Source organism: Parapedobacter tibetensis, assembly GCF_024704835.1.
GTDB classification, from domain to species: Bacteria; Bacteroidota; Bacteroidia; order Sphingobacteriales; family Sphingobacteriaceae; genus Parapedobacter; species Parapedobacter tibetensis.
Window position 1 is genome coordinate 18,227 of the sequence record NZ_JAMXBE010000020.1, and the last position, 21,046, is coordinate 39,272.

The 21,046-nt window shown below is 44.8% G+C and carries 21 protein-coding genes; 10 read left to right on the forward strand and 11 right to left on the reverse strand.

Features of this window, described 5'->3' with window-relative positions:
* Positions 1 to 4: 4 nt before the first annotated feature.
* From NF543_RS22570 to NF543_RS22585, 4 genes are all read right to left on the reverse strand, one after another.
* A complete protein-coding gene (locus tag NF543_RS22570; protein WP_257670471.1) occupies positions 5 to 778 on the reverse strand; it encodes a LytR/AlgR family response regulator transcription factor in 774 nt (257 codons plus the stop codon).
* 6 nt (positions 779 to 784) lie between these two features.
* Positions 785 to 1,837 (reverse strand): sensor histidine kinase, encoded by a 1,053-nt coding sequence (locus NF543_RS22575; protein WP_257670472.1) that lies wholly within the window; start codon positions 1,835 to 1,837, stop codon positions 785 to 787.
* A 145-nt stretch (positions 1,838 to 1,982) separates the two neighbouring features.
* Positions 1,983 to 2,990, reverse strand: a complete 1,008-nt coding sequence (locus NF543_RS22580; protein WP_257670473.1) for an LpxL/LpxP family acyltransferase — start codon at positions 2,988 to 2,990, stop codon at positions 1,983 to 1,985.
* A 56-nt stretch (positions 2,991 to 3,046) separates the two neighbouring features.
* Positions 3,047 to 3,217, reverse strand: coding sequence for a hypothetical protein (locus NF543_RS22585; RefSeq protein ID WP_257670474.1), 171 nt, complete (start codon positions 3,215 to 3,217; stop codon positions 3,047 to 3,049).
* A gap of 548 nt (positions 3,218 to 3,765) precedes the next feature.
* Between NF543_RS22585 and NF543_RS22590 the strand changes: the two genes are divergently transcribed.
* From NF543_RS22590 to NF543_RS22605, 4 genes are read left to right on the forward strand one after another with little or no spacing between them, the layout of a single operon-like run.
* Positions 3,766 to 4,356, forward strand: a complete 591-nt coding sequence (locus tag NF543_RS22590) for a cyclic nucleotide-binding domain-containing protein (RefSeq protein WP_257670475.1) — start codon at positions 3,766 to 3,768, stop codon at positions 4,354 to 4,356.
* A 52-nt stretch (positions 4,357 to 4,408) separates the two neighbouring features.
* Positions 4,409 to 4,648, forward strand: a complete 240-nt coding sequence (locus NF543_RS22595) for a hypothetical protein (RefSeq protein ID WP_257957554.1) — start codon at positions 4,409 to 4,411, stop codon at positions 4,646 to 4,648.
* Entirely contained in the window at positions 4,645 to 5,181 is a 537-nt protein-coding gene (locus NF543_RS22600) for a MauE/DoxX family redox-associated membrane protein (protein WP_257670477.1), read from the forward strand. Before NF543_RS22595 ends, NF543_RS22600 begins: the two co-directional genes overlap by 4 nt.
* A gap of 3 nt (positions 5,182 to 5,184) precedes the next feature.
* Positions 5,185 to 5,481, forward strand: a complete 297-nt coding sequence (locus NF543_RS22605; protein ID WP_257670478.1) for a hypothetical protein — start codon at positions 5,185 to 5,187, stop codon at positions 5,479 to 5,481.
* A gap of 74 nt (positions 5,482 to 5,555) precedes the next feature.
* On the opposite strand, the gene NF543_RS22610 is transcribed toward NF543_RS22605, so the two are convergent.
* Genes NF543_RS22610 through NF543_RS22620 form a run of 3 tightly spaced genes read right to left on the reverse strand, consistent with a single transcriptional unit; the run spans position 5,556 to position 11,582 of the window.
* Positions 5,556 to 6,950 carry a RagB/SusD family nutrient uptake outer membrane protein gene (locus NF543_RS22610; RefSeq protein ID WP_257670479.1) on the reverse strand — a complete coding sequence of 465 codons (1,395 nt, stop codon included), beginning with the start codon at positions 6,948 to 6,950 and terminating at the stop codon, positions 5,556 to 5,558.
* 3 nt (positions 6,951 to 6,953) lie between these two features.
* The gene (locus tag NF543_RS22615) at positions 6,954 to 10,196 is read right to left on the reverse strand and encodes a SusC/RagA family TonB-linked outer membrane protein (protein ID WP_257670480.1); all 3,243 of its coding nucleotides are present in this window, start codon (positions 10,194 to 10,196) and stop codon (positions 6,954 to 6,956) included.
* A gap of 42 nt (positions 10,197 to 10,238) precedes the next feature.
* Positions 10,239 to 11,582, reverse strand: a complete 1,344-nt coding sequence (locus tag NF543_RS22620) for a TlpA family protein disulfide reductase (protein WP_257670481.1) — start codon at positions 11,580 to 11,582, stop codon at positions 10,239 to 10,241.
* Between the two features lie 596 nt (positions 11,583 to 12,178).
* On the opposite strand from NF543_RS22620, the gene NF543_RS22625 reads away from it, so the two are divergent.
* The 3 genes from NF543_RS22625 (at position 12,179) to NF543_RS22635 (ending at position 15,424) form a co-directional block, all read left to right on the forward strand.
* Positions 12,179 to 12,733, forward strand: a complete 555-nt coding sequence (locus NF543_RS22625) for a helix-turn-helix domain-containing protein (RefSeq protein ID WP_257670482.1) — start codon at positions 12,179 to 12,181, stop codon at positions 12,731 to 12,733.
* A 495-nt stretch (positions 12,734 to 13,228) separates the two neighbouring features.
* Positions 13,229 to 14,326 carry a hypothetical protein gene (locus NF543_RS22630; RefSeq protein WP_257670483.1) on the forward strand — a complete coding sequence of 366 codons (1,098 nt, stop codon included), beginning with the start codon at positions 13,229 to 13,231 and terminating at the stop codon, positions 14,324 to 14,326.
* Positions 14,327 to 14,431: 105 nt separating this feature from the next.
* On the forward strand, positions 14,432 to 15,424 hold the full coding sequence (locus NF543_RS22635) for a DUF2806 domain-containing protein (RefSeq protein WP_257670484.1): 993 nt from the start codon (positions 14,432 to 14,434) through the stop codon (positions 15,422 to 15,424).
* 259 nt (positions 15,425 to 15,683) lie between these two features.
* On the opposite strand, the gene NF543_RS22640 is transcribed toward NF543_RS22635, so the two are convergent.
* From NF543_RS22640 to NF543_RS22655, 4 genes are all read right to left on the reverse strand, one after another.
* Complete coding sequence (locus NF543_RS22640; RefSeq protein WP_257670485.1) at positions 15,684 to 16,445, reverse strand: NERD domain-containing protein; 762 nt, start codon at positions 16,443 to 16,445, stop codon at positions 15,684 to 15,686.
* Positions 16,446 to 16,814: 369 nt separating this feature from the next.
* On the reverse strand, positions 16,815 to 17,723 hold the full coding sequence (locus tag NF543_RS22645; protein ID WP_257670486.1) for an S-4TM family putative pore-forming effector: 909 nt from the start codon (positions 17,721 to 17,723) through the stop codon (positions 16,815 to 16,817).
* A 30-nt stretch (positions 17,724 to 17,753) separates the two neighbouring features.
* Complete coding sequence (locus tag NF543_RS22650) at positions 17,754 to 18,161, reverse strand: type II CBASS E2 protein (RefSeq protein ID WP_257670487.1); 408 nt, start codon at positions 18,159 to 18,161, stop codon at positions 17,754 to 17,756.
* A complete protein-coding gene (locus NF543_RS22655) occupies positions 18,139 to 19,113 on the reverse strand; it encodes an SMODS domain-containing nucleotidyltransferase (protein WP_257670488.1) in 975 nt (324 codons plus the stop codon). Before NF543_RS22655 ends, NF543_RS22650 begins: the two co-directional genes overlap by 23 nt.
* A gap of 113 nt (positions 19,114 to 19,226) precedes the next feature.
* Between NF543_RS22655 and NF543_RS22660 the strand changes: the two genes are divergently transcribed.
* From NF543_RS22660 to NF543_RS22670, 3 genes are all read left to right on the forward strand, one after another.
* Positions 19,227 to 19,895 (forward strand): RNA polymerase sigma factor, encoded by a 669-nt coding sequence (locus tag NF543_RS22660; RefSeq protein WP_257670489.1) that lies wholly within the window; start codon positions 19,227 to 19,229, stop codon positions 19,893 to 19,895.
* Positions 19,882 to 20,238, forward strand: a complete 357-nt coding sequence (locus tag NF543_RS22665) for a hypothetical protein (RefSeq protein WP_257670490.1) — start codon at positions 19,882 to 19,884, stop codon at positions 20,236 to 20,238. The genes NF543_RS22660 and NF543_RS22665 overlap by 14 nt, the downstream gene beginning before the upstream one ends.
* A 118-nt stretch (positions 20,239 to 20,356) precedes the next feature.
* Positions 20,357 to 21,013, forward strand: coding sequence for an ImmA/IrrE family metallo-endopeptidase (locus NF543_RS22670; RefSeq protein ID WP_257670491.1), 657 nt, complete (start codon positions 20,357 to 20,359; stop codon positions 21,011 to 21,013).
* Positions 21,014 to 21,046: the final 33 nt, after the last annotated feature.

Consider the following 21,046-nt stretch of genomic DNA (forward strand, 5'->3'; position numbering starts at 1 on the left):
GCGATTACCGTACGCCCAATGTTTTTTCCACCCGATACCGGTATTTCTCCCCTACCGGCAGCATGCCCTTCTCCCTATCGTTCTCCCAGATGGAAACCGCATCTTCGTGCAGCTCCACCCACCAGTGCTTCGTCCCGAATTGCGCCCCCGGCAGGTACTCGCTTACCGCTTCCCGCCTGACGATGAATCCACGCTGGTTGCGGATAAAATCCGCCGGGTTCAACCGGACCTGCAGGTCACGGAGGAGCATACTGGCAAGCATTTCCCGTCCGTGTGTCAGGAATAGGCGGGCGCATTTTCCTTCCGAACGGGCATACACCAATTCGGCAACGCGCACATTCACGTAGGCATTACCTTCCTCCGGCAGCACGGCAATGGTTGAAGGATAAGTTCGCATTTCCCGCTCACGCTCCAGCAATTCCAGCTGGCGCAGCGCCCGGTCTATAGCAAAATTAAACCGATCTTCCTGCACCATTTTCACCACATAGTCTATCGCCCCCGCCAATAAAGATTCCGACCCTTCGTTGTCAGAAGCCGTACACACGATGATCTGCGTGGGCGGTTCCACGGCGCCCATCAGTGTATAGCCGCTTTCCACCCGCAGGTCGAGGTCTACCACCAGTAGGTCAATATCATGTTCGTCCAGGTAATCGTACGCCTCCTGAAAACGGGTGGTTTCCAAGGCGATTTCCAGGTCCAGCCTTTTGCCAACCAGCGTCTTCAAAATTTCCAGTGCAGGGCGTTCGTCATCCACCAATACAACTTTTCGTCTTTCCATCGGCTGTTATTTTGTTAAGGTTAGTCTAGTTTCGTACCACCCTTCATCGGTTTGCAGGGTATCCAGGTGTGCCTGATCGCCATAGATCAGCTTTAAGCGTCGCTGGATGTTTTCGTTGCCGATGCCGGAAGAACGTTGTTCGCTTTTATGGGGGTTGATCTTATTCCGTACCACAACCTCCAGCTTGCTCGCACTGCATTCCACCCGGAGTACTATCGGGGCCTGGCTATCCCACGAAATACCGTATTTGAAGGCGTTTTGCATGACCGAGGAAATCGATAGCGCCGGTACGTACCAATCCCATAGCTCCTCCGGGACTTCCATGCCAACGTACACCTCGTCAAACCGGCGGTTGTTGACCGCTACAATGCGTTTGCAGTGTGTCAATTCATCACCCAGCGGCACTTCGCCTTCCACATCCCTGGCTTTTTCCTGCACGTATTGCGTGTACGATTTCAGCTCATCCAACGCCTTAGCGACCTTGCTTTCCCCGCTTTTGAGTGCCAGGGCATACGGAATATCCAACAAATTGTATTGCTCATGGGGTTCAATCTGTGCCATGAGAAACTGGAGCTGGGTACGGTGGTTTTCTTGCATCAGCTTCCGTTTCTGCCGTTCGTTTTTCAGTACGCGATAAATGGCGGCCAGCAGACCTGCCTCCACCATGGAATGGTACCAGTAGAGGAACATGGTAAATAGGTAAGCACCCATGGCAAAAGCCACTTCCGAGCCGAGCAGCCGTTTACCGAAAGGCTTATGCCATACAAATGCGACGAGGTAAAACAGCATCGCATACAGGGCAAACATGGCTACGAGCACAAAGAATGTCTTCATAGCAGGCTTTAGGTCCCTCAAAAAGACATAGACGATCGAATACACGATAGCCATAACAAACCCGATGGTAAGCAGCACCTCCCACCAACGGAAAGGCTGCGCCAAAAAGCTGTTATTCATAAATGTGAAGCCGGAATACCCGATCCAGTAAATCGCTTGGTAGTACTCGAACCGGTAGGCTTGCAGCCATTGCTGCCAAGGCTTCGGTAGGTAAAGATTTTTCATTCAAATAAATTGTTTTTTTAAAGGCAATGAAGCTTGCATGTGCTGATTATTCATGTTCTTTTTTGAGCGGAAGCTCATGCAGGTTTCATTATGTGAGTGTTTGGAAAGCTGAAAATACAAAGTGCAGTCATAACATCCCCATTTGTCACCGATTTTTTGCACAATGCCCAAGAATATCCATGTAGTTTTCAGGCAGCGCAAGGGTGTGGTAATCTCGTCGCTCAAACAAAAAATATGTGTCGCCACCCTTTAATATCCCGTATCGGTCGCTCAGGTTACGGCCGGCCTCGACAAAAAAACGTTCGGGCAGCGCCATGCGATGCAAATGGGTCCACTTGTCCCACTGCGCTGGAAAATGAATGAAGTATGGCGAAAAAAATTGGACGACGGACTGCAGTGCAAGCCGGGTAAAATCCTTCCCCCGGTAATGCTGCGGACAGCGTTCGGTTCCCTGATGTACCCCCACCGATCCATCGCGTTGGCGGAAGGCAACCACGGGCACAATCGGAGCCTGCGTGACCTTTGACAAGAAAGCGATGCCCCGTTGCAAGCGGATATGCTGGCCCAGCAACGGTACGCACACTTGATGCAGGCCGTCATCACCCCCACTGTGTTCTTCCCCATCCCAATAAATCAGCAGGCTAACGCCCGCCTGTACAAAACGGACCAGCTGACGCAAAGCCGACGACGACGATGCATCCACGATCTGAGGCAATACGATGGATGGGTCTTTTTCGGCTGCCGCCTTCCAGAACTTTTTCAACGGCTCGACCAGGTGGCTTACCACCAACAGTGCCAGGGGCACCTGCGCCTTTGCCAGGAGCAATCCGATAAGCATATGCGCTCCCATATGTGCGCAGGCGATGATCCCCACGCGGTGCCTTAAGCTATTGGCCCATTCGGGATCCCACCCACTGATGGGGGGCAGATACCCTGCTACCCCGTAGGAAAGGTCCAACCCGCTCAGCCGTTGGTAAACCAGTGTCTCTCTGAAAAGCTCTTCATGTTGCGCTGCCGGCACCATGGGAAGAAAGTGTTCGATATTGGCACTGAAAAAGGTATACTGGTTGTGGATGGTTGGCGAAGCACCGATGTCGAGGCGTTCCACCTCCCTGTAGATTTCGGCATGCTCCTTTTTGTAACGATTTTCCATAGACCGTATGATTAAAGGGGCACCTTCCGGATGGAGCCGGAAGGTGCCCCTGGGGGTTAACGAAATAGTTTGATAATAGGTGTTTGGCAACTCGGCTGATCCGGGATAAACGGATTACTACCTCCCGCCATCAAGTCGTTTACAGGTATCGCGTCGGATAGCCTGTCGGCGATGACCCGCAACACGTCGGTATTATTGACCATTTCTAACAAATCTTTGATTTCCATTTTTTTGATTTTTTACGTTTAACCATTGCCCGTTCCAAGCTTGCATTCAGGCATTTACTAACGTGATCACCCTGCAAACATGCAACACCAATTCCACCGGTCAAAGACAAAAGAACCAAATGGGAAATAGCGGAATAAGACCCCCTAATTCCGGAATGAAATTCCGGCCTCGCCCAATCCGGGTTCCATCAAACCCCTATTTGGCGAGGCGAGTGGCGACTAAATTAATCGAGTGATTCCATCGATTTCAACATTGCCACCATCCCCTAGCCACTGCCAATCTCTCAGGCATCAGGAGTACTTTCTAGCCAAAAAACATTCCGTTGCAGTGGTATTCCTACCGAAAGCACGCCTTTCTGCTAAATCGATGGCCCCAAATCAATACGTAATCATCTTTTTTCATTTTCTTGGATCTAGGGTTCCACCAAAATATCGCTGTTGAAGCGCCCTGATGTGCCTCACCTCCCCAACGGACTACCACAGTTCCACCTCTTCCATTGACGCGCCTTCCATAAACCCTTAATTTCCCACCGTTAACTAACCTTTCGATGGAACGGCTATTCACCTATTGGATCAAGCATTACCCTGCTTTAGGAGCGGATAGCCGGTCGTTTGTCCGCAGCCGTTCGATGGTAAAGTGGTATGGCAAAAAACAGGTCATCAAGCTGGAAACCGAACGCTTTCCTTTCTTTTGCGTGGTGCTTTCGGGCCTCGTGGCCGGCTATGGGAAGAACAGTGAACGCCAGTCCATCCTATGTGAGCTGATGCAGCCGATGGACTATTTCACCGGCACACAGCATCCGTTCACCCCGCGCCTCCGCGAAGCGGAATACGTAGCCATCGAAAACACGACGCTCCTATTGGTGCCCGTAGCGGAAGCCCGTGAGGCTCAACGGCGCTTTCCAGCATTTGCCGAACTGGTGCAGGTGATGAAGCAACGCAAGATCAACTTCTTTGAGTTACTTATCGCATTAACCAACGAACAATCATGTTATACTCGTTACTGCGTCTATATGGATCGCTTTAGCCACCAAGCCGTCCAGTTGCCCGATGCTCCCCAATGGCAGTTGCTACGCATGGGCCGGAGCACCTATTACCGGATGAAAAGCCGTTACCTTAGAGAAAAATCCCGCAAATAGTCTCCCTAAGGTGGGACGCATAGGGGGCGAGACCTACCCTACCTTTGTTTCCATGAAGGCAACAAAGGACATCATCATTGAAGCAACCGACGTCATCGAACGAGCCAAAGCTATCCGGTCCGTCCCGGCCACCACGCCGGAGATGATCGGGCACTATCGGCGGCACCTCCAGCTGAATCATGCTGAAACGGACCTACTGATCACGCCCACGTTTGCCGCCCATGGGCCAATGGCCATTGAGGCCAGGTTCGTTCGTATCCACAAACCCGTAATAGACCCAAACAACGCATGAAAATCGAACTGACATATGGCGGCCCAATCAAGGGCATGAACCTCTGGCGGTTTTTCGCCACGGTAGCCCTCATGGGGCTTTGGATGGTTGCTCTTTTCAACCAAGCGTATGGCTTTACCACGTTCGTAAACGGTATGCTCAAGCATGATTTTCCGAACTGGCTGGGGTACACCTTCATCGTGCTGCTTCCATTGGCGGAAACTACTGCCATTGTCCTGCTGGTTATCCCGAAAACCAACCGTTACGGCTTTCTGCTTTCCTCGGCCATGCTACTTACCTTCACCGGATACATCGCCGCGGCACTGTTCGCTGGGTGGGCCTCCTTTGATTGTCTTTGCAGCAAATTCAATAGTGGATGGAGCTGGATGGCGCATTTCCGGTTCAACCTCTGGTTTCTCATGCTGGCCATCGCTGGCCTGCTTTTATCATTATACATACGAAAACAAGGCAGCGGAGCCGAGGGCACCGCTGCCGAGGGCGGGTCGGCCAAAAGACCGATAATCAATAAAATTTTAAAAACAGTAAATCCTTGAAAAATGAAAAAGGTAATTAAAGTAAATTTAGGAGTAGTAATGGCGCTTTTTGCTGCCTTTGGTTTGATGTCGTTTCGATTGATTGGCAGCGCAACTACCGTCAATCAGACACCGATGTATTGGTACACCCAACAAAGCCCAAACAATTGGGAGCTGGAGAGTACAACACCAAGTCTGGAGCCCGATGAACAGTGCAGAGAAGATGAAGGAGATCGTTGCGTCAAAGGTTTTGAAACTCAAATTCCGGAAGGAAGCATCAGTGACGTTACCGAAGCAGATCAAGAGTACTTTCGGGAGTAAGCGTACCTTTACTCATTAGACAAAAAGCGAACAGGCTGCCTACCTCCGGGAAGACAGCCTGTTTGCTTTACCAATTACCGAATGACGACCTCTGGTGGCAAAGGCCATGTCCATCGGGGATCGTTTGGTGGCAGGGTATACGCTTGACCGTTTATTTTTCTATTGATGGTTACATTATACCCTTCTTGGTTCATTCTCCGTAAGTCCGTCCACCTCAATCCCCTATACAGCAATTCTTTCCTCCGTTCATCAAGAATGAGTGACAAGGTTTCCTGATCGTCCAAGCCCTCGTATGGCACAAAACTCGCATCCTCATCCCATCTAGCAAGAAGTAATCGACGAAGGTCGGCCAATGCTTCGTCTATACTTCCCAGCCTTGCATTGCATTCGGCCCGTGTAAGCAAAATCTCGTCGACAGCCAAACCAGAAAAGTAATGGGTACGCCCCCTAAAACTATAGCTACCTCTGAAACGATGGCCAGAAACCCGTTCCGAAAAAAACACTTGGCGCCGCAGGTCATTTTCGTGATAAGAAGCATACAATGCGGAATCAATCAGTGAATAGCTAAAGGTTGTGGGAAAGCCTTGGCTTGTAGCGCTTAGCATTGCCGAGAAAAAGATAATTTCCTGATTTATCGCATGGGTGAATCCTGTTCCTTGAAACGGACTGTTAACGCTTGTATTTACCAGATTAAAATCATGTAACTCGCTCTGAATAGCCAAACAGGAATCCGCATACCTTTTTGCCGTTTCATAATCCCTCATCGCCAAGAATGTCCGAGCCAACAATGCGTAAGCGGCCTGTTTAGACGGCCTGGTCTTATATAAGGGTTTGGTATCCAGTAGCGGAACCGAATTAATGAGGTCGTCAATTATTTGCTCATAGGTTTCTTCCACCGTTGCACGCGTTAGCTTCTCATTGATATCTGCACGCTTCCTAAGAAATATACCCGGTTCGGCATTTTCTGTGTCAGGATTATAAGCCGGTGCAAACACCTGAGCTAGTTGGTAGAACATATGAGCGCGATGAAAAAGGGCTTGTCCGACAATATTGTCGTACTGTTCGCGATTCTGTCCATTGCGTTCCAAGCCTTTAATACCTTCGAGCACCGTATTGGCATACAACACGGCCTCGTAAGGATAAGCGTAGTCTGCGACGGTGACACCCACATATGGACTTTCAGACCAGATGTAGTAGTTCTGCATTTGCGGCCGTAAGTTAGCATTGAACTCTCCGTCCAACAGGTAAAAGTTGTCAGAACCGGATTCACCCAACTGCGGTGTAACCCCAGCTTGGTTGGCACCGTTCATGATGTCGTCGGCGTCTAGCATTGCCTGAAAATGCGCCAATGTATTCGGTATCAGCAGGGATTTCTGGGGCTTTTGATTTAAAAAATCGGCTTTGCTACATCCGAAAAAAAGAAAGGCACTCAAGAAACAGATAATTGTTAACGATATGGTTATTTTCATGATTTAAAGCGTTAGGTTCATACCCAAGGAAAAACGGGGTTGTTGCAATGGAACATTGTTATAGTAGGGGTCTATTCTCCAGTCGTTGGCTTTCCAAAGCACACCTATATTGGAAACATAGGCAAAAAGCCGAATGGATTTTAGCGGGGAAGATGCCCGTGTTGGAATAATATTATAGCTGACATTTACATCCTCCAACCGGATATGATCGCCCTTTTCCACCAACGTAGATGAATACCGGTAAAATACATCCCGGTTGGGAACAGATGGATAAAGGAATGAAGGGATATCGGTCGTTAATTCATCGCCGGGTTGCTGCCACCGGTTGGCATAGTCTCCATGGCCTTTCCAGTCATTATCGACTAAACTGGTGTAATCGATAGATGACCGCCTGAAATAATACCCAAACTTGTAGCTGATATTAAAAGACAGGTTTATGTTGCGATAGGAAAACGTATTCCTCACAGCCCCGAAATTGGTAGGCTGTGCCGTACCAAAGAAAACCAGCTCGTCCAAGGTGGTGTTATTGTATATGGTGTTGTAATCCATGCTCCGTTCGCCATTGACCAATCCGATGGGATCACCGGTCGCGGGATCGAGTCCCTCCCACGCCAACGCAAACACGCTGTAAAGCGGCTTTCCCAACAACGGATTGACGAGTGAAACGGGCAGGTAGGTTCTACCTGTGGTCGCTACGGGCATGAGGTAATTGGTCACTTTAGACGATGAATGACTGAAGATCCACACTGTTTGCCACTGAAATGCCCTGTTTATATTGATCGAGTTGATTTGAATATCCACCCCTTTGCCCCGCATATCTGCGACGTTCATGTACATCGATGTGACGCCGTATGTCGGATCTACCGGAGTTTGTGCCAGCAGGTTGGTTGCATTTTTATCGTAATACTCAATTGTACCGGACAATCGCTTATTCGACGTCGCAAAATCAACCCCAATATTCAGCTGTTTTATCTTTTCCCAAGACAATTCCCTATTGGGTGCCGACCCAATCGTGGCTCGTGGCGAAGCGTGGGAATAACCACTATTAACAAGAGATATGGTAGATAAAGCATGGGCACTTCTGGAAATATTGCCATTGATCCCGTAGCTTGCTCTTGCCTTCAAAAACGGCAGCCAGGAGACCCCGTAGAACGGTTCGTTGCTCAGTTCCCAAGCACCACCGACCGACCACAGCGGTGTTCCCTTCTGGTTGGCATTAAGCCCGAACAGATTGGCCTCGTCTTTCCTGAAACTGGCCGACACGGTATAGCGATTGCCATAGGTATAGGCTGCATTGGAAAAATAAGACACAAAGTTGTCTTTCAATTCGCCGGTATGGGCATAACGGAAGATTCTTGATGCGCCTGGCACGGAAATACGCGGGTAATAGGTCTCGGTATCCACATTGGTGTTGATGACACCCGTATCTTCATTATATCCAAAATTTTGGTTAACGTCTGATGTGGTAGTGAGTTGCCTGATTTCGAATCCAGCCAGCGCGATGATTGTATGTTTTCCGTTCCAAGCTCTGTTGAAATTCAGCTGCCCCCTACCCTGGTGCGATAGGGTTTCAACATTATCGACCTGCAAGATCCCTCCCACCGGAAATGGGTATGAGGCTAGGCCTGTCAATGGGTTGATTTGTGTATAGTCATTGATTAGATTCCGCGCATAATATGACTGCTCCCGGTAAAGTGCCTCTGATTTTCGCAGCTGATTCTGGAATTGATATTTCACCTGCAATTCAACCCCTTCCAGCAACTGGTATGTGGAGCCTACATTCACGAGGTAATCACGGGTATCAGTGGTATGCCTTTCGTTGTCTATCTCGTCGTACGGTCGATAATTCCAGTCCAACAGCCTGCCATTGTCAACTGTATCGACATATCCTTTCCGTTTTGATAGGTAAACCGGCAGTGCATTGTTTTCATCATCTACCAATTTCGTGTATGGAGAGAGTGAACTGGCCGCCGAAGCGGAGGTATAATAGCCGCTGTTGTCGCCACTTACTTCATTGACCCAGAAAAAATTGATGGTCGCCTCAATTTTCAACCTATCATTCACCTTAAATGTATTGCCAGACCGAAGAGAAACCCGGTTATACGTTTCTCCGACCAAGTTCGAAAGATTCCGGTCGAAACCACCCGACATATAATAGGCGATGCGGTCTTGGCTTCCGCTTACATTCAGGTTGTATTGTTGATTGGTGGATGTACGATAAAAATAATCTGCCAGATCATCCCTTACATCGCGAGTAGCCAGTTGTGCCAGTCTTGATTCGAGATCATTCGGGTTTGCGATCATCAGCTCCACCGCTTGGGGTATCGGGTTCGTTTTACTTTGTAATGTGGCGGGATTGATGAATCCGTCGTATCGGCCGTTTTCGAATAGGTACCGCTCCAATTCGATCCGTTCGGCAGACGACAACTGGCTGACGTTGAAAAGATCCGGCCTTCCCTGGCTAGTCACATTGCTGGCCACCTCGATCCTGGGCATCGTGGTGGTTCCGCGCTTTGTCGTGATCACGATCACCCCATTGCCTGCACGTGCACCCCATATGGATGCCGCCGCTGCGTCTTTGAGCACAGAAACCGATTCGATGTCATTCGGGTTTATATTGTTCAGGTCCCCGTCGTAAGGAAAGTCGTTCAGAACAATCAATGGTCGCGCCTCTGCCGTGATTGTACTCCGTCCACGTATGAGAAAAGGGTCGGTATCGGCCGCATCCCCCCGATTGAATAACAACCCCGGGGACAAGTTTTCCAACCGGGTTAACAGGTCGGCAGACACACTCCGGTTAATCAGCTCGTTGTCAATCACATCAAAACTTCCTGTGGCACGCTCCCTTGGTATGTGCTGGTATCCGGTGTTGACCACCACCTCGTCTATCGTATTTTCAGATTCAACAAGCACTATGCGGAGGGGCCCCTGATGTTGTGCTGTATACTCCCGCAATACCGTCTTATAACCAATATAGGATATTTCCAACGTTCCCTCTCCGGACGGAACCGTGAGCAGAAAGCTGCCCAGGCTATCGGTCTTCACAGCATTGCCGCTTGGCAACGATTTGACGGTAGCGCCTCCCAACGGGGCACCGAATCTATGCGAAAACACAGTTCCCGAAACCGTCATGGTCTCCCTTTGTTGGGCAGCTCCCAATCCGTTCAAGCCGATGATAAAAAGTATAATGGCCGAAATCCGCCCGATTACATGGCGATAGGATTCCGGGTTATAAAAAGAATTCATTGTGGATAGGTGTTAATGTAAGTTTAAAAAATCGACTAACTGTCAGTTCAAGCGTTTACTTGGCTCCCGCTCAGTGATAAAATACATCGTAAGCGGACGCGTTTCCTTCTTTAGGATGAGGCCTAGGGCTTCCAGCTCCTTTTTTACTTCCGATGGCTGGTATTTCATGGATTTCACCGAGTTGGGTGAAATCATCACGTGACCAGAATAGTGGGATTCGTTGATGTATACGGGGAGGCCGGGTTTCCAGCTAACAAAGTCGTTGAGCAAGCTTGTCAATGATGCCAGTGTATAGGCCTGTTTCGACTTTGGAGCTTTCGTCGAATCCGGTCGGTTACCCCTTGGCTCGGCATCATGAATCACATAACAATCGACGTCCGTGACCTGGCTATCTACAACCAATTGAAAATTGTAGTCCAAGTCGCCGAGGATACGCTGTTTAAGCACATTGCGGTCGGTGTTTAGCGGGACTATTAGCTGGTATGAGAAACGTTGATGATTGTCATCGCTACCGCTTTCATAAGCATATTTGGAAATATCGCTCCCCCGAACCATTATACGGTTATTCGGAACCTGCAATGTCCGTTGGTACATCTTCACAATGGATACATTGGTATAAAAAACAATGAAGTTGCGATCCGTTTTCGTCCTTCCCACACTGGCAGGTATGCCCTCGATATGCCCGGTTAATGCGGAAGACATAAAAACGGGCGAACCTACGCGGTCGGCATATGTGGAAATAGCCTTGGTCTTGTCATAGTTCAATATATCTCGCTTGGTATGCAGTGTATGCCCATCGCTTTGCAACATTCGATGTATGTTGGCCGCTATCGCGTCTTCGGCATGCGTAATACCGCTGACAATATTGTCCTTTATCCAGATTTGATGCGGGATGCTCCTGTAGGGAAAAAAACGCCTCAACATCGTCTGCGACACCGCGGTGGGCAGCGACCAACCCCTAGCGGCGAAAAACGGACGGGCTTTGTCCGCATCTTCATAGGTAACCGGGATGACGGCCACGGCCTCTTTAAACTCCTTTTGCAAAGTATCGAGCTTTTCGATAGACTTGATACAGGGTACACACCATGTAGCCCAAAAGTCGATGATGATAAGCTTGTGCTTGTAATCTGCAAGCGTAATGGTTTGTTTACCTTCTGGATGGTTCACCACTTGAAGCGGCACTTGCCACAGGTATTCGGGTATGGTATCGCCGATCTGTAAAGCCTTTATGCTGTCGATGCAATCACCCGATAACACAGTGGAGCGTTGAGCAGGGCTCCCGACCGAGGTCGGGACTTCGCTTCGCTCCGGCTGTGCGCGGGCCTCCAAACACATGTAGGTTATTATCGGCCATAGCATGGCCGTTAAGCGTAAATTTCGCTTCATTGTAGTAAAGGATTAAACTTTTCATAAAAAGGTTAATGACAACAAGTTTCCTTTACGGCCGGGCGCCCTTTGAGCCGAATAGGATAAGAATGACCAAACGGTCAGTTGCCTATTCAGGAGCTGTTATTAAATTTTGTAGCTGTTGCTTTTTAGTTTGGTTGAGCATGTTGTTCGTCCATTTTTGTGAACGAACCCTACTTTCATAGTATTCAGACTTTTCGCCTAAAAAGTGGGCGGTCGCTTACTCTACTTTGTAACAGAGGCTCTGGCGGGCCCGCCTACTAATTGCCTGAGGCCAACTTTCAACTTTACCGAACTCCAAGGAGCCGGATAACCATACAAAGAATCAAGTAAGCGCCAACCCTACCTCAGGAAGTACCTTTGGTCTCCAAAGATAGGAGATATGACGCGTTACTCACTCTCGTATGGTGAAATTCTTGCCAGATTTCTATTACGAGGGTTCGTTAATATTTTTCCGTATTAATATTCGTTAAATTAAACTCTCTGGTTTTACTTCGGCTAAGATAAAAATATGTTTTCATAAATACAAATTTAATTCTTTAAAATGAACACAGATTAGATGCTCCATTTGTAAAATGGAAGTGTCAAATAAAAATGATGACTTATCATCTATAGTAGGTCATAATGTCAAAAGTCTACGAAAGCAAGCTGGCTTAACAATTGAGGGATTGACATTTGCGTTATCAATCTCAATTAGTTACATGCTCATGATAGAAAGAGGAGCGGCGAATATTTCATCCAAATTGGCAAAGAAGATTGCCGATTTTTTTGACGTTGGAGTTGCTCAATTGTACATGGCCAAGCCTGTCAAACTGAAGTCTCCTCTAAAAACCCCTACCATTGCTGCATTTTATAGGGAGAATGTGCAAAACCCAAAGTTTTTTATAAGCAGAATAGCTGAATACAGCGTTGCAAATTTCCTCCGTAATATACTTCTTGAGGATTCTATTATGGTGGACGGACACACAGTCGGTCAATTAGCTGAATACGGCAAAGAAAAATATAAACGTGCCCTTAATAGCCAAGAGTTATCGCGAGAACTCAGGCGTTTATACCAAAAAGGTATACTTGATCGAGAAGATAAATTTGGCAATGGGTCGGTTTACCTTTATAAACTGAAAACCGATTAGGTTAAACAAGAAACCCGTTACCTAAAAGATAACGGGAGTCCGCCCCAATGGGATTAGGGGCTATCAACCTAAACCTAGCACGAAGATAAGGATTATCGTGGAATCTTCCAAAATCCGTTCAACCATTCCGGCTCAAAACAGAAGGAAACTATTTCAAGCTTTTACGGTAACCCGTAATTTAACATCAATTAAACTCTCAATTTTGCATCTAGGGATTACGGTTTACAAACCATATATCAATTGCCAAATTAAAAAATTGCTTCCGTTGTTCCAAAGAATTTGGATATGGCGAATATACTTGCTACCTTTAGCATAGCCAATGTGACCTGGAACCTGAAGTAAGCGAAAATTTGGTTGTTTTTAACTCCAAGAGGTTATCTTGAGCGACGTTGGGTGTTGCAGCTTTAATGATGCAAATATTTGAAAGAATACATTAGCCGAAAGCAACACTTCATACCCGCTTTTAAAAAGCTCTTAGCCTTAAATCACCAACAGATGAAAGAAGAAGAAAAATATCAAAGAAAATTTCTGAAGTTGAAACTTCGTGATTTAAAAAGGGAAGCTTCCGCTCCAGTTCCTGAAAAAAAGAATACATCCGAACGGAATCGTAATAGGGCCAAAGTTTATAATAATGGTCCAAAAAAAGATATTCAGAAAGAGATAAAGCAGCTTGAAGCCAAGCTTCACAATTATGCGTCGTCGGAAAAAGCTTCATCTCTAAAAACAAAAAGAAAAAAAGTCACGAAGGATAGAATAAAACGGCCGAAAAACTCTGTGAATCAACCCAGAATAACAAGAAGGAATGCAAAGACAAACCCTAGCCCTGTAGAAAAAAAATATCAGAAAATCGAAGTAGCATGGAAGAATGCAATTTTTGATGACGGTTTTATCAAAATAAGATTGGAATCTCGAAGGTTTGTGAACTACCCCTACCATCATTCAAGATCCGCTTTTGAAATGATTAAACCATTGATTATTCGAAAGGATATAGAACCTTTGACTGTTGAAGTCATCGGTTCAAGAATATATTCAATTGAAAACCTATCATTACTGTCTGATGTAATGCAATACTTGAAAATTCAAAAGGAATGGAATTTATTTCGGACCGAAAATTCTGGTAACGCTTCAAACATTATTGATGCTTTATCGAAGATGTCCGCTAAAGCCTTCAACTTATTCTACAAAAACAAAGACTTAACCCCATACTTGAAGGTTTTATGCGAGTTACAATCTGAAACTCATAGGGTAATTCCTGTGATGGAAGAATGTAATGGTAAATTTTCAAGTGTAAATGCAAAAGACTCTTTCCTCTTTACGACGGTAAAAAACACCGATATGTACATTATCTGGGAATCTACTGAGGAGCGAAAGGCAACTTACATTTTCAAATCCTCGATCAAGGACTATGAAAAAGAGCGACAGAAAATTTTCGATTACATATCGACGGCCCACGATTATAAGCGAACCAACCTCAGATTGGGAATTACCGACAAAAATGAGTCAATTAAGGCCCATGCCACACTAAATCATACCGGAATCGAAAAATGGAAGGAAAGGCTAAAAGAAAAAACCGGTTTAATAAAACAGGTGTGATATTGATCCGTCCTGTACACATCCCATCGGGCATCTCGGTAAACAAAACACCCCTGCCTCTCTTGCCTATATTTGGATTGACCGTAATTAACACATAATATCGCTATGACTGAAGATTCAGGCCTAAATAAAGTAACAGACGTTGTGAGTACACTCATTGACGGTATGCCTGCACCTATTAAAAGAAATTTCCTAAAGGCATTTGGCCGCCTAAGCACTGCTGCACTTGATATCCCAATTGCTTGGTTAGAGGGAAAAGCAGATGAAATTCGAGCTAGTTCACAGGCTAGGATTCAAATTATTAAATCCGAAGGTGTTAAATTTTCCACCCAAGTTGAAATTCCACAAGCGTATATTGATAAAGCTTCGGAAAAGTATGCTGCCAAAATTATCAGAGAGCAAATAAACCTTGATGTTATTTCTCAAAAAGCTGCTGAAGAGCTTTCAAATGAAAACTTCACAAATCCAGATGATAGTGATAAGGAAATAAGCGAAGATTGGTTGAATGAATTTGAAACAAATGCTAGACAGATGTCTTCGGAAGAAATGAGATTTATTTTCTCAAAAATTTTAGCTAATGAAGCAAAAAGTCCGGGTAATTTTTCCGTCAGGACAATGAGACTAATATCCCAACTTGACAATCAGGCGGCTAAACTTTTTCAGAAATTATGTTCGTGTGCTATTTCAATGCAAGTTGGTAATCACGTCATTGACACAAGAGTAGTATCACTAGACGGGAGCGCAGCGTCGAATTCATTGACAAAATATGGACTTCCTTTTGACAACTTAAATGTGTTACAAGAATACGGACTCATTATTTCAGATTATAATTCTTATATGAACTACACACCTTGTGTCGTCAATGAGCAAAATTCTGTCGGCTTACCATTCAAATTATCTGACTCCCATTTTGAATTTCTTCCTTTAGACCGAGATAAATATGATAAAAATGTAAAACTAAATGGAGTTGCCTTCTCTAAATCAGGGAAAGAATTGTATAACGTTATTCCGAAAGAACCAAACGCAATATACAAAGCCGATTTTGAAACTTTTTTAGAAAAACGATATCTAAAAATGGTACCGGTAAAAACAAGTTAACGTGTCCCGCATTATTGGCAATAAGTGGCGATGTTATTACTATGAAACTTTCGGTGCTAAAGTAGCCTCTCTTGGGCAATTCCCAATCATAACACGGACAGGTTTCATAACCGTAAAATCAAGTTCTATTCTTTTTAGGGCTATCTCAAAAAACATGCTACCAGCTAAAAAGGTCTGACACTGGCTCAACAAAAGATCTTTTCGAAAAGTCAATACGACGTAGTCATGGAAAATACAAAAACGACGGTGTGAGATAAATTTACTGATCTACCGTAAAGCGACACGTTGGAAAATTACTGCACCCTGTGAAATTCCCGAATTTGCCAGTGCGAAGAATCAAATCATTGCCACATCGTGGGCATCTACTTTGGCTAATTGATTTTTCGCGTGCTTTTAGCTTTTGCCTAATTGCTTTAATGTGCTTACGCTGGCTGTATGTAGCCTTCATGTTCACGGCATTTAGCCGATCGAATATTGCGTCTTTTTCCTTTTCGGTCAGTATCACTTCCGTATATGTCTTTATAACCTTCAGGAGTTGCGATGAATAGGTTACGTTTGAGTAAACGGTGATTTTAAGGGTAGCGTCATCAGAGAAAACGATTATTGGTATGTATTTTACATTTGGGAATGCACGGAGGTGGTGCTTTAAGGCGAATACGTGCCCCCTATTTTGACGGACCGGGCTATAAAATTGCGTTTTCCACTTATAAATAACTTGAGTCCAATACTCCGTATGCTCCCCGCCAAAGATCCAGCCTTGGTAATTCTTCATTTCGATAACAAATATGCCGAAATCCGAAACAACTACGTGATCAATCTGTGAAGTCTGGCCCCTAGTTTCTAAGACGAGGTTATTGATAATGCTATACTTGGATCGATTCAATCTGGAAAGGATGGCCGCCGTAGACTTCTCACCCATATAGCCTTTGATACTCGTCCTAAAAGCTTGGTAGATGCTGGCCAGGCCCAACGCTATGATAAGCCAGATATACCAGTTTTCCGTGATAAAATCAGTCATCATTGGTTATCGTTGTGATTACCCTGCCGGTGCAAGATTGCGTTGATCGTCTCCGATTACGTATTCGGACTCGAAGATAGTATTTATTTACTATTTCCTCTCCGAGAGCCTTTGGATGACTGTCCTGCCTTGAATGCTATTTCACACAAAGGATTATCTCAAAAAAAACCCAGCTCTTTTTGAACAAAATGAGCCGGGGTTGCAAACCATCCTGTTGAATTGAGCTAAAATTAAGGATATATTCCGTCGGGCTACGATAGAGGCACCAGTTATGTACGATTGGTGTTTTTGTAAATGCGGATAGAATAAGGCGAGTATTTTGATTTTTTCGTTTTAGAGGTTGTTTAAAAGCGTGAAATTTGGTTATTTCAACTACATTTGCCGATTATTAATTTCTTCCACCAAAATTTCCGCAGTCCTGTTCATAGTAAGTTCATCCTTATCCCTGAACCATTTATAAAAAATATCGAAAATCAAAGGCGCATTTACGCGATTATCGTAAATCCCATCCTGTATCCTGCGGGCTTCGATATCTAACTCGTTTTTGGAAATTGTATTTGCCAAAATCCCACGCCACGTTTCATTTATATAGCTAGCTAGCTTAGTCAGGCGCCAATCCATATCCTTATTATCGTTGTATTGTTTGATCGTGAATTGGAAAAATGGCACGAGGGCACTGGATATAAGCACAAACTGGATGAGTGGAATGTCGTCCAGAAAACCAATGACCAGGATGGTCAAAGGCACCAGTACGGTTATGGTTTTCAATAGAGCACAATATTTTTTGCGTAGGTTTTTGTCCCACCAGCAACTTGACCGTTGACAGATGATGCGTGCGATTGAAATGTCGACCCGTGAAACAACTTTTGGATACCAGTCTTTTATCTTTTCAATGTTGGTTGCGATTTTTTTGTGAGCCTCGTAATGCAGGAGAACTTCTTCCACATTGACGTCTTCCACCACTTTGAGGGGAGAATGGTTTAACGAGAGAACACTGCAATCGAAAAGCTCCTGAATCTTTGCTGCTTTGCCTTTCTTCCGGCTAATTGCGGGTTCTATAAATAGTATATCCAGCACAAAAACAATAACGCCATATAATGCGGAATATGGCGAAACCCCTACCAGAAAAAGGGAGAAAACGGATAATATAACCGGAACAAGCAATGTAAGTATGGTTTGTAGACCAAAATAGTTTTTTGCCGCGGAATATAATTCTCGCTGCGCAGCAAGCCGTTCCAGTTCCCTTGGTTCGTTTTGACGGATTGGTATATCGTTCATCATAATTCTGTATTAACTTATTGTTGTATCTGGCTATAGACCGTGCGGCACTTCCGGGCCTATCCAATCCCCATTTTGGAGCCAGTATTCGTAAAAATAGATCCAACCCGCTATCCACCCCATGATTTCATTGGCTACCAACTTGCTTTTTACCCATTTGAAATTATCGGGGTGGTACAAACATAGCGATTGGGTGTTGGAATATATATGGGGAGCTCCTACTACAGGCACAGGATCAAGTATATACACACGTGGCGAGTTGTCATCCCTGTAAACCACTTCTATGGTATACACGGGAAGCTCCGGCTTAACTTGCAACGGGCCTTTGAAAGAAATATTCCCGTCTTTCCCACGCTTTGCTTTGAATTGGGGGTATTTGGATTTCATAGCCATGATTTGCACCGTTGGGTCATATTTTCTATTCTTTTGATAAGCCGCCATGATACCCTCTTGATGCGCCGATTGAATAACCCGAAACCGTTGATAATAAACCTGTGCCTGCAACTTTCAAAGTGCCTTCACTGATGGCCTTTGAGAAATTCTTGGCCTCTTCCGGATCGATGGTAGGGAAGTCTCGTCCGAAAATATCTTTCCATATCAAGATTGCTTCGGACTCTTTAGTTTCTGAGCATTTTCCAGCGGCTTCTTCCAACTTTTTTACGACCCTGTTAACCTTTTCAATGGCTTTCTCGTATTGGCTATATGATTTGAATGTTGAAGATATCAAATACGATCCGGCATGCTTAAACCACAGCTCAATTCCTTCCTGGAAATTTTTAAAATCATAGATGGAAAAGATAGTAATGGCCACCTCTTCAATATGGTAAGACAGGATTAGTTTATCCAAATCTCGATTCCAATATTTCACGGCCTTGATAACCGGCTTGACTTTATAATACCGTTCTTTATGAATGATATCCAAATCCGTTTGCAATTTTTCAGGATAGCTATACGTCCAGCCACTAAGGTCATGGTTTGGGATTTGGTACCCACCTCCATATACTTGAAAACAAGGTAGGATATCGAAATGCTTATCCGATAATTTTACGGTAACGCAGGGTCTATCCTGTTTCACCTTTCCCTTGTAATCGGGAACATCGTCCAGGTAAGCTTTAATGGTCGTCAACACAGTTTGGGGATTCGGTAATCGGCCAAAATCATCCTGCCATTTCTCTGTATCCAGTATTGCAAAAACATCAATGTCATTCAAAGGCCTTATAATCGTATCCCGCTCATAAGAACCGTTTGTGAACGTACGCCTCACATACAGTCCATTGTCCTTGTTCTTAAGGTAATAGTTTATGTTGTCCAAAGAAACTCTGATGCTGCTTTCCTGCCTGTCGGTTACCGAAATGTTGTCGATAAATCGATTAATAGCTTGTAATAGTGTCATACTCTTGTGTTTTAAATTTAATTCCTATATTGTTCCGGGATTTTTTTTGCGTCCCGTAAATAGTACCAAAACCGTTACCAACGTTTTTAGGTATGTCATTATGACGGCCTTTTATGGACTGGAAGGAATTAGAAAGTGAGACCACGGAGACACTGATTCAGTACATCCAATGGAGAAATGACCCGCAGTTGAAAGATGCGGCCGATGCTGCTTTCAATGCTTTCTGCTTCCGTTTCCAGAAAGATGTGTTTCATAAGTGTTTGGTTATTTGCCGTAACAGGGGATACGATCAGGAGGTCGCTTACGATTTGGCCCAACGTACGTTTGAAAGGTTTATTAAATATCCGAACTTTGATTTTAGTAAATCCAAGGTAAAGGATTTCGACAATGGTGTTAGATTTTATCTCTATCGCTTCGCAGCTAATCTGCTCAATGACATGTATAATGAGCAGAATAACCCAAATCCGAGTCCTTATACCGGGGAAGAGGATTTGGTCTACGAATTTCCTGAGATTCCCGATTCTCATTTTAAATCAGAGCAATTAAGGACTCTAAAAGAAAAACGGGAGCTCATCTTAAAGACTTTAGATAGATTAGGGCCGAAGCACAAAATTATTTATTTGACTTATCAGCAATATGCAGTGAACGGGTTCAAATTGCCACGACAATTGACAGAGAAACTCAGAACACGATTAGAGCTCACGCAGGCAACAATTCAATTTTATAAAAAAGAGGCGTTCGATAAGATCGCAGAATATTTGGAGATTTATGGCTCAAAGTAAAATCCATATCACACCGGACAATATGTCTGAATGGCTTGCGTCCACAGGCTTCCTGTTTCCGAGGAATGAATTGGAGTTGGCGAGATTTGATAGGCTGTACCCTGTTGAAGAAGAAGGCATTGGTGGTTTTCAAGTGGATTGCCAAGCTATTCTTGATGGTACGGCAAAAACCTCTAAACGTATTACCTTAGCACGTGAAGCCAAGGAAGGAGACATTATACCTCTCCGAATGGTGGCAAGGAAAGGCGGTAATTTACCCAAACATATCCTTGACAAAATCAAGAAAAATCAGGATGGCCGAAGCAAGGATAATCCCGGATCACCGGAAGAAGGAACTGAATAGGATTGCAGATTTCGTATCGTCCATGTTTTCCGACAAGAATGTGACTCTTTTGGAGGAGATTGTCCGGTTTGAGAATCTGAACCTATACGTGGATCATTATGAGAATTATTTTGACGGGATGCTTGTTTATGATGACAACGAGTTTCATATCCACATCAATCAAGACAGAGGCAATGATTTGCATACAAATCGCGGTCGTTTTAGCTTAAGTCATGAATTGGCACATTATTATATAAATGAACATAGGATAGGTTTGCAGTCCGGGCTTCTTGAACCTCACGCTTCGTTTACCGACGGCGGCAATAATGACCCCATCGAGTTGGAAGCAGACTATTTTGCGGGATGCTTATTGATGCCTTTTAAAAAGCTTTATTATTTTGATACGGTGAAGAAATTTTCTTTGGAAAAAATCAAAGCCATATCCGAAAGTTTTAAGGTAAGCCTGCTCGCTGCGGTTATCCGGTATTGCCAAACCTGCACACAAGAGTTAATGTTTGTCGTTTCAAGAAATAACACAGTGGAATGGTACGATAGAAACGACCATTTTCCAAAATGGCCCTTTAGATTTAAGGTCAAGGGATCTTTGCCCCCAACAACAGTTGCTGGTGAATTCTTTACAAAAACTGATGCGAAGTTTACCACCGTTGAGGAAATCGAGCCGAACGATTGGTTTTATCCATTTCCAAATGACCATAGAGCTAATCGAAAAATGAATGAACAATGTTTTTATTCTGACGGGTTTGGTTATGTGATAAGTCTTTTGTGGTTTCGGTGATGAAAAGTAACTTATAATATCGACATCTGGTAG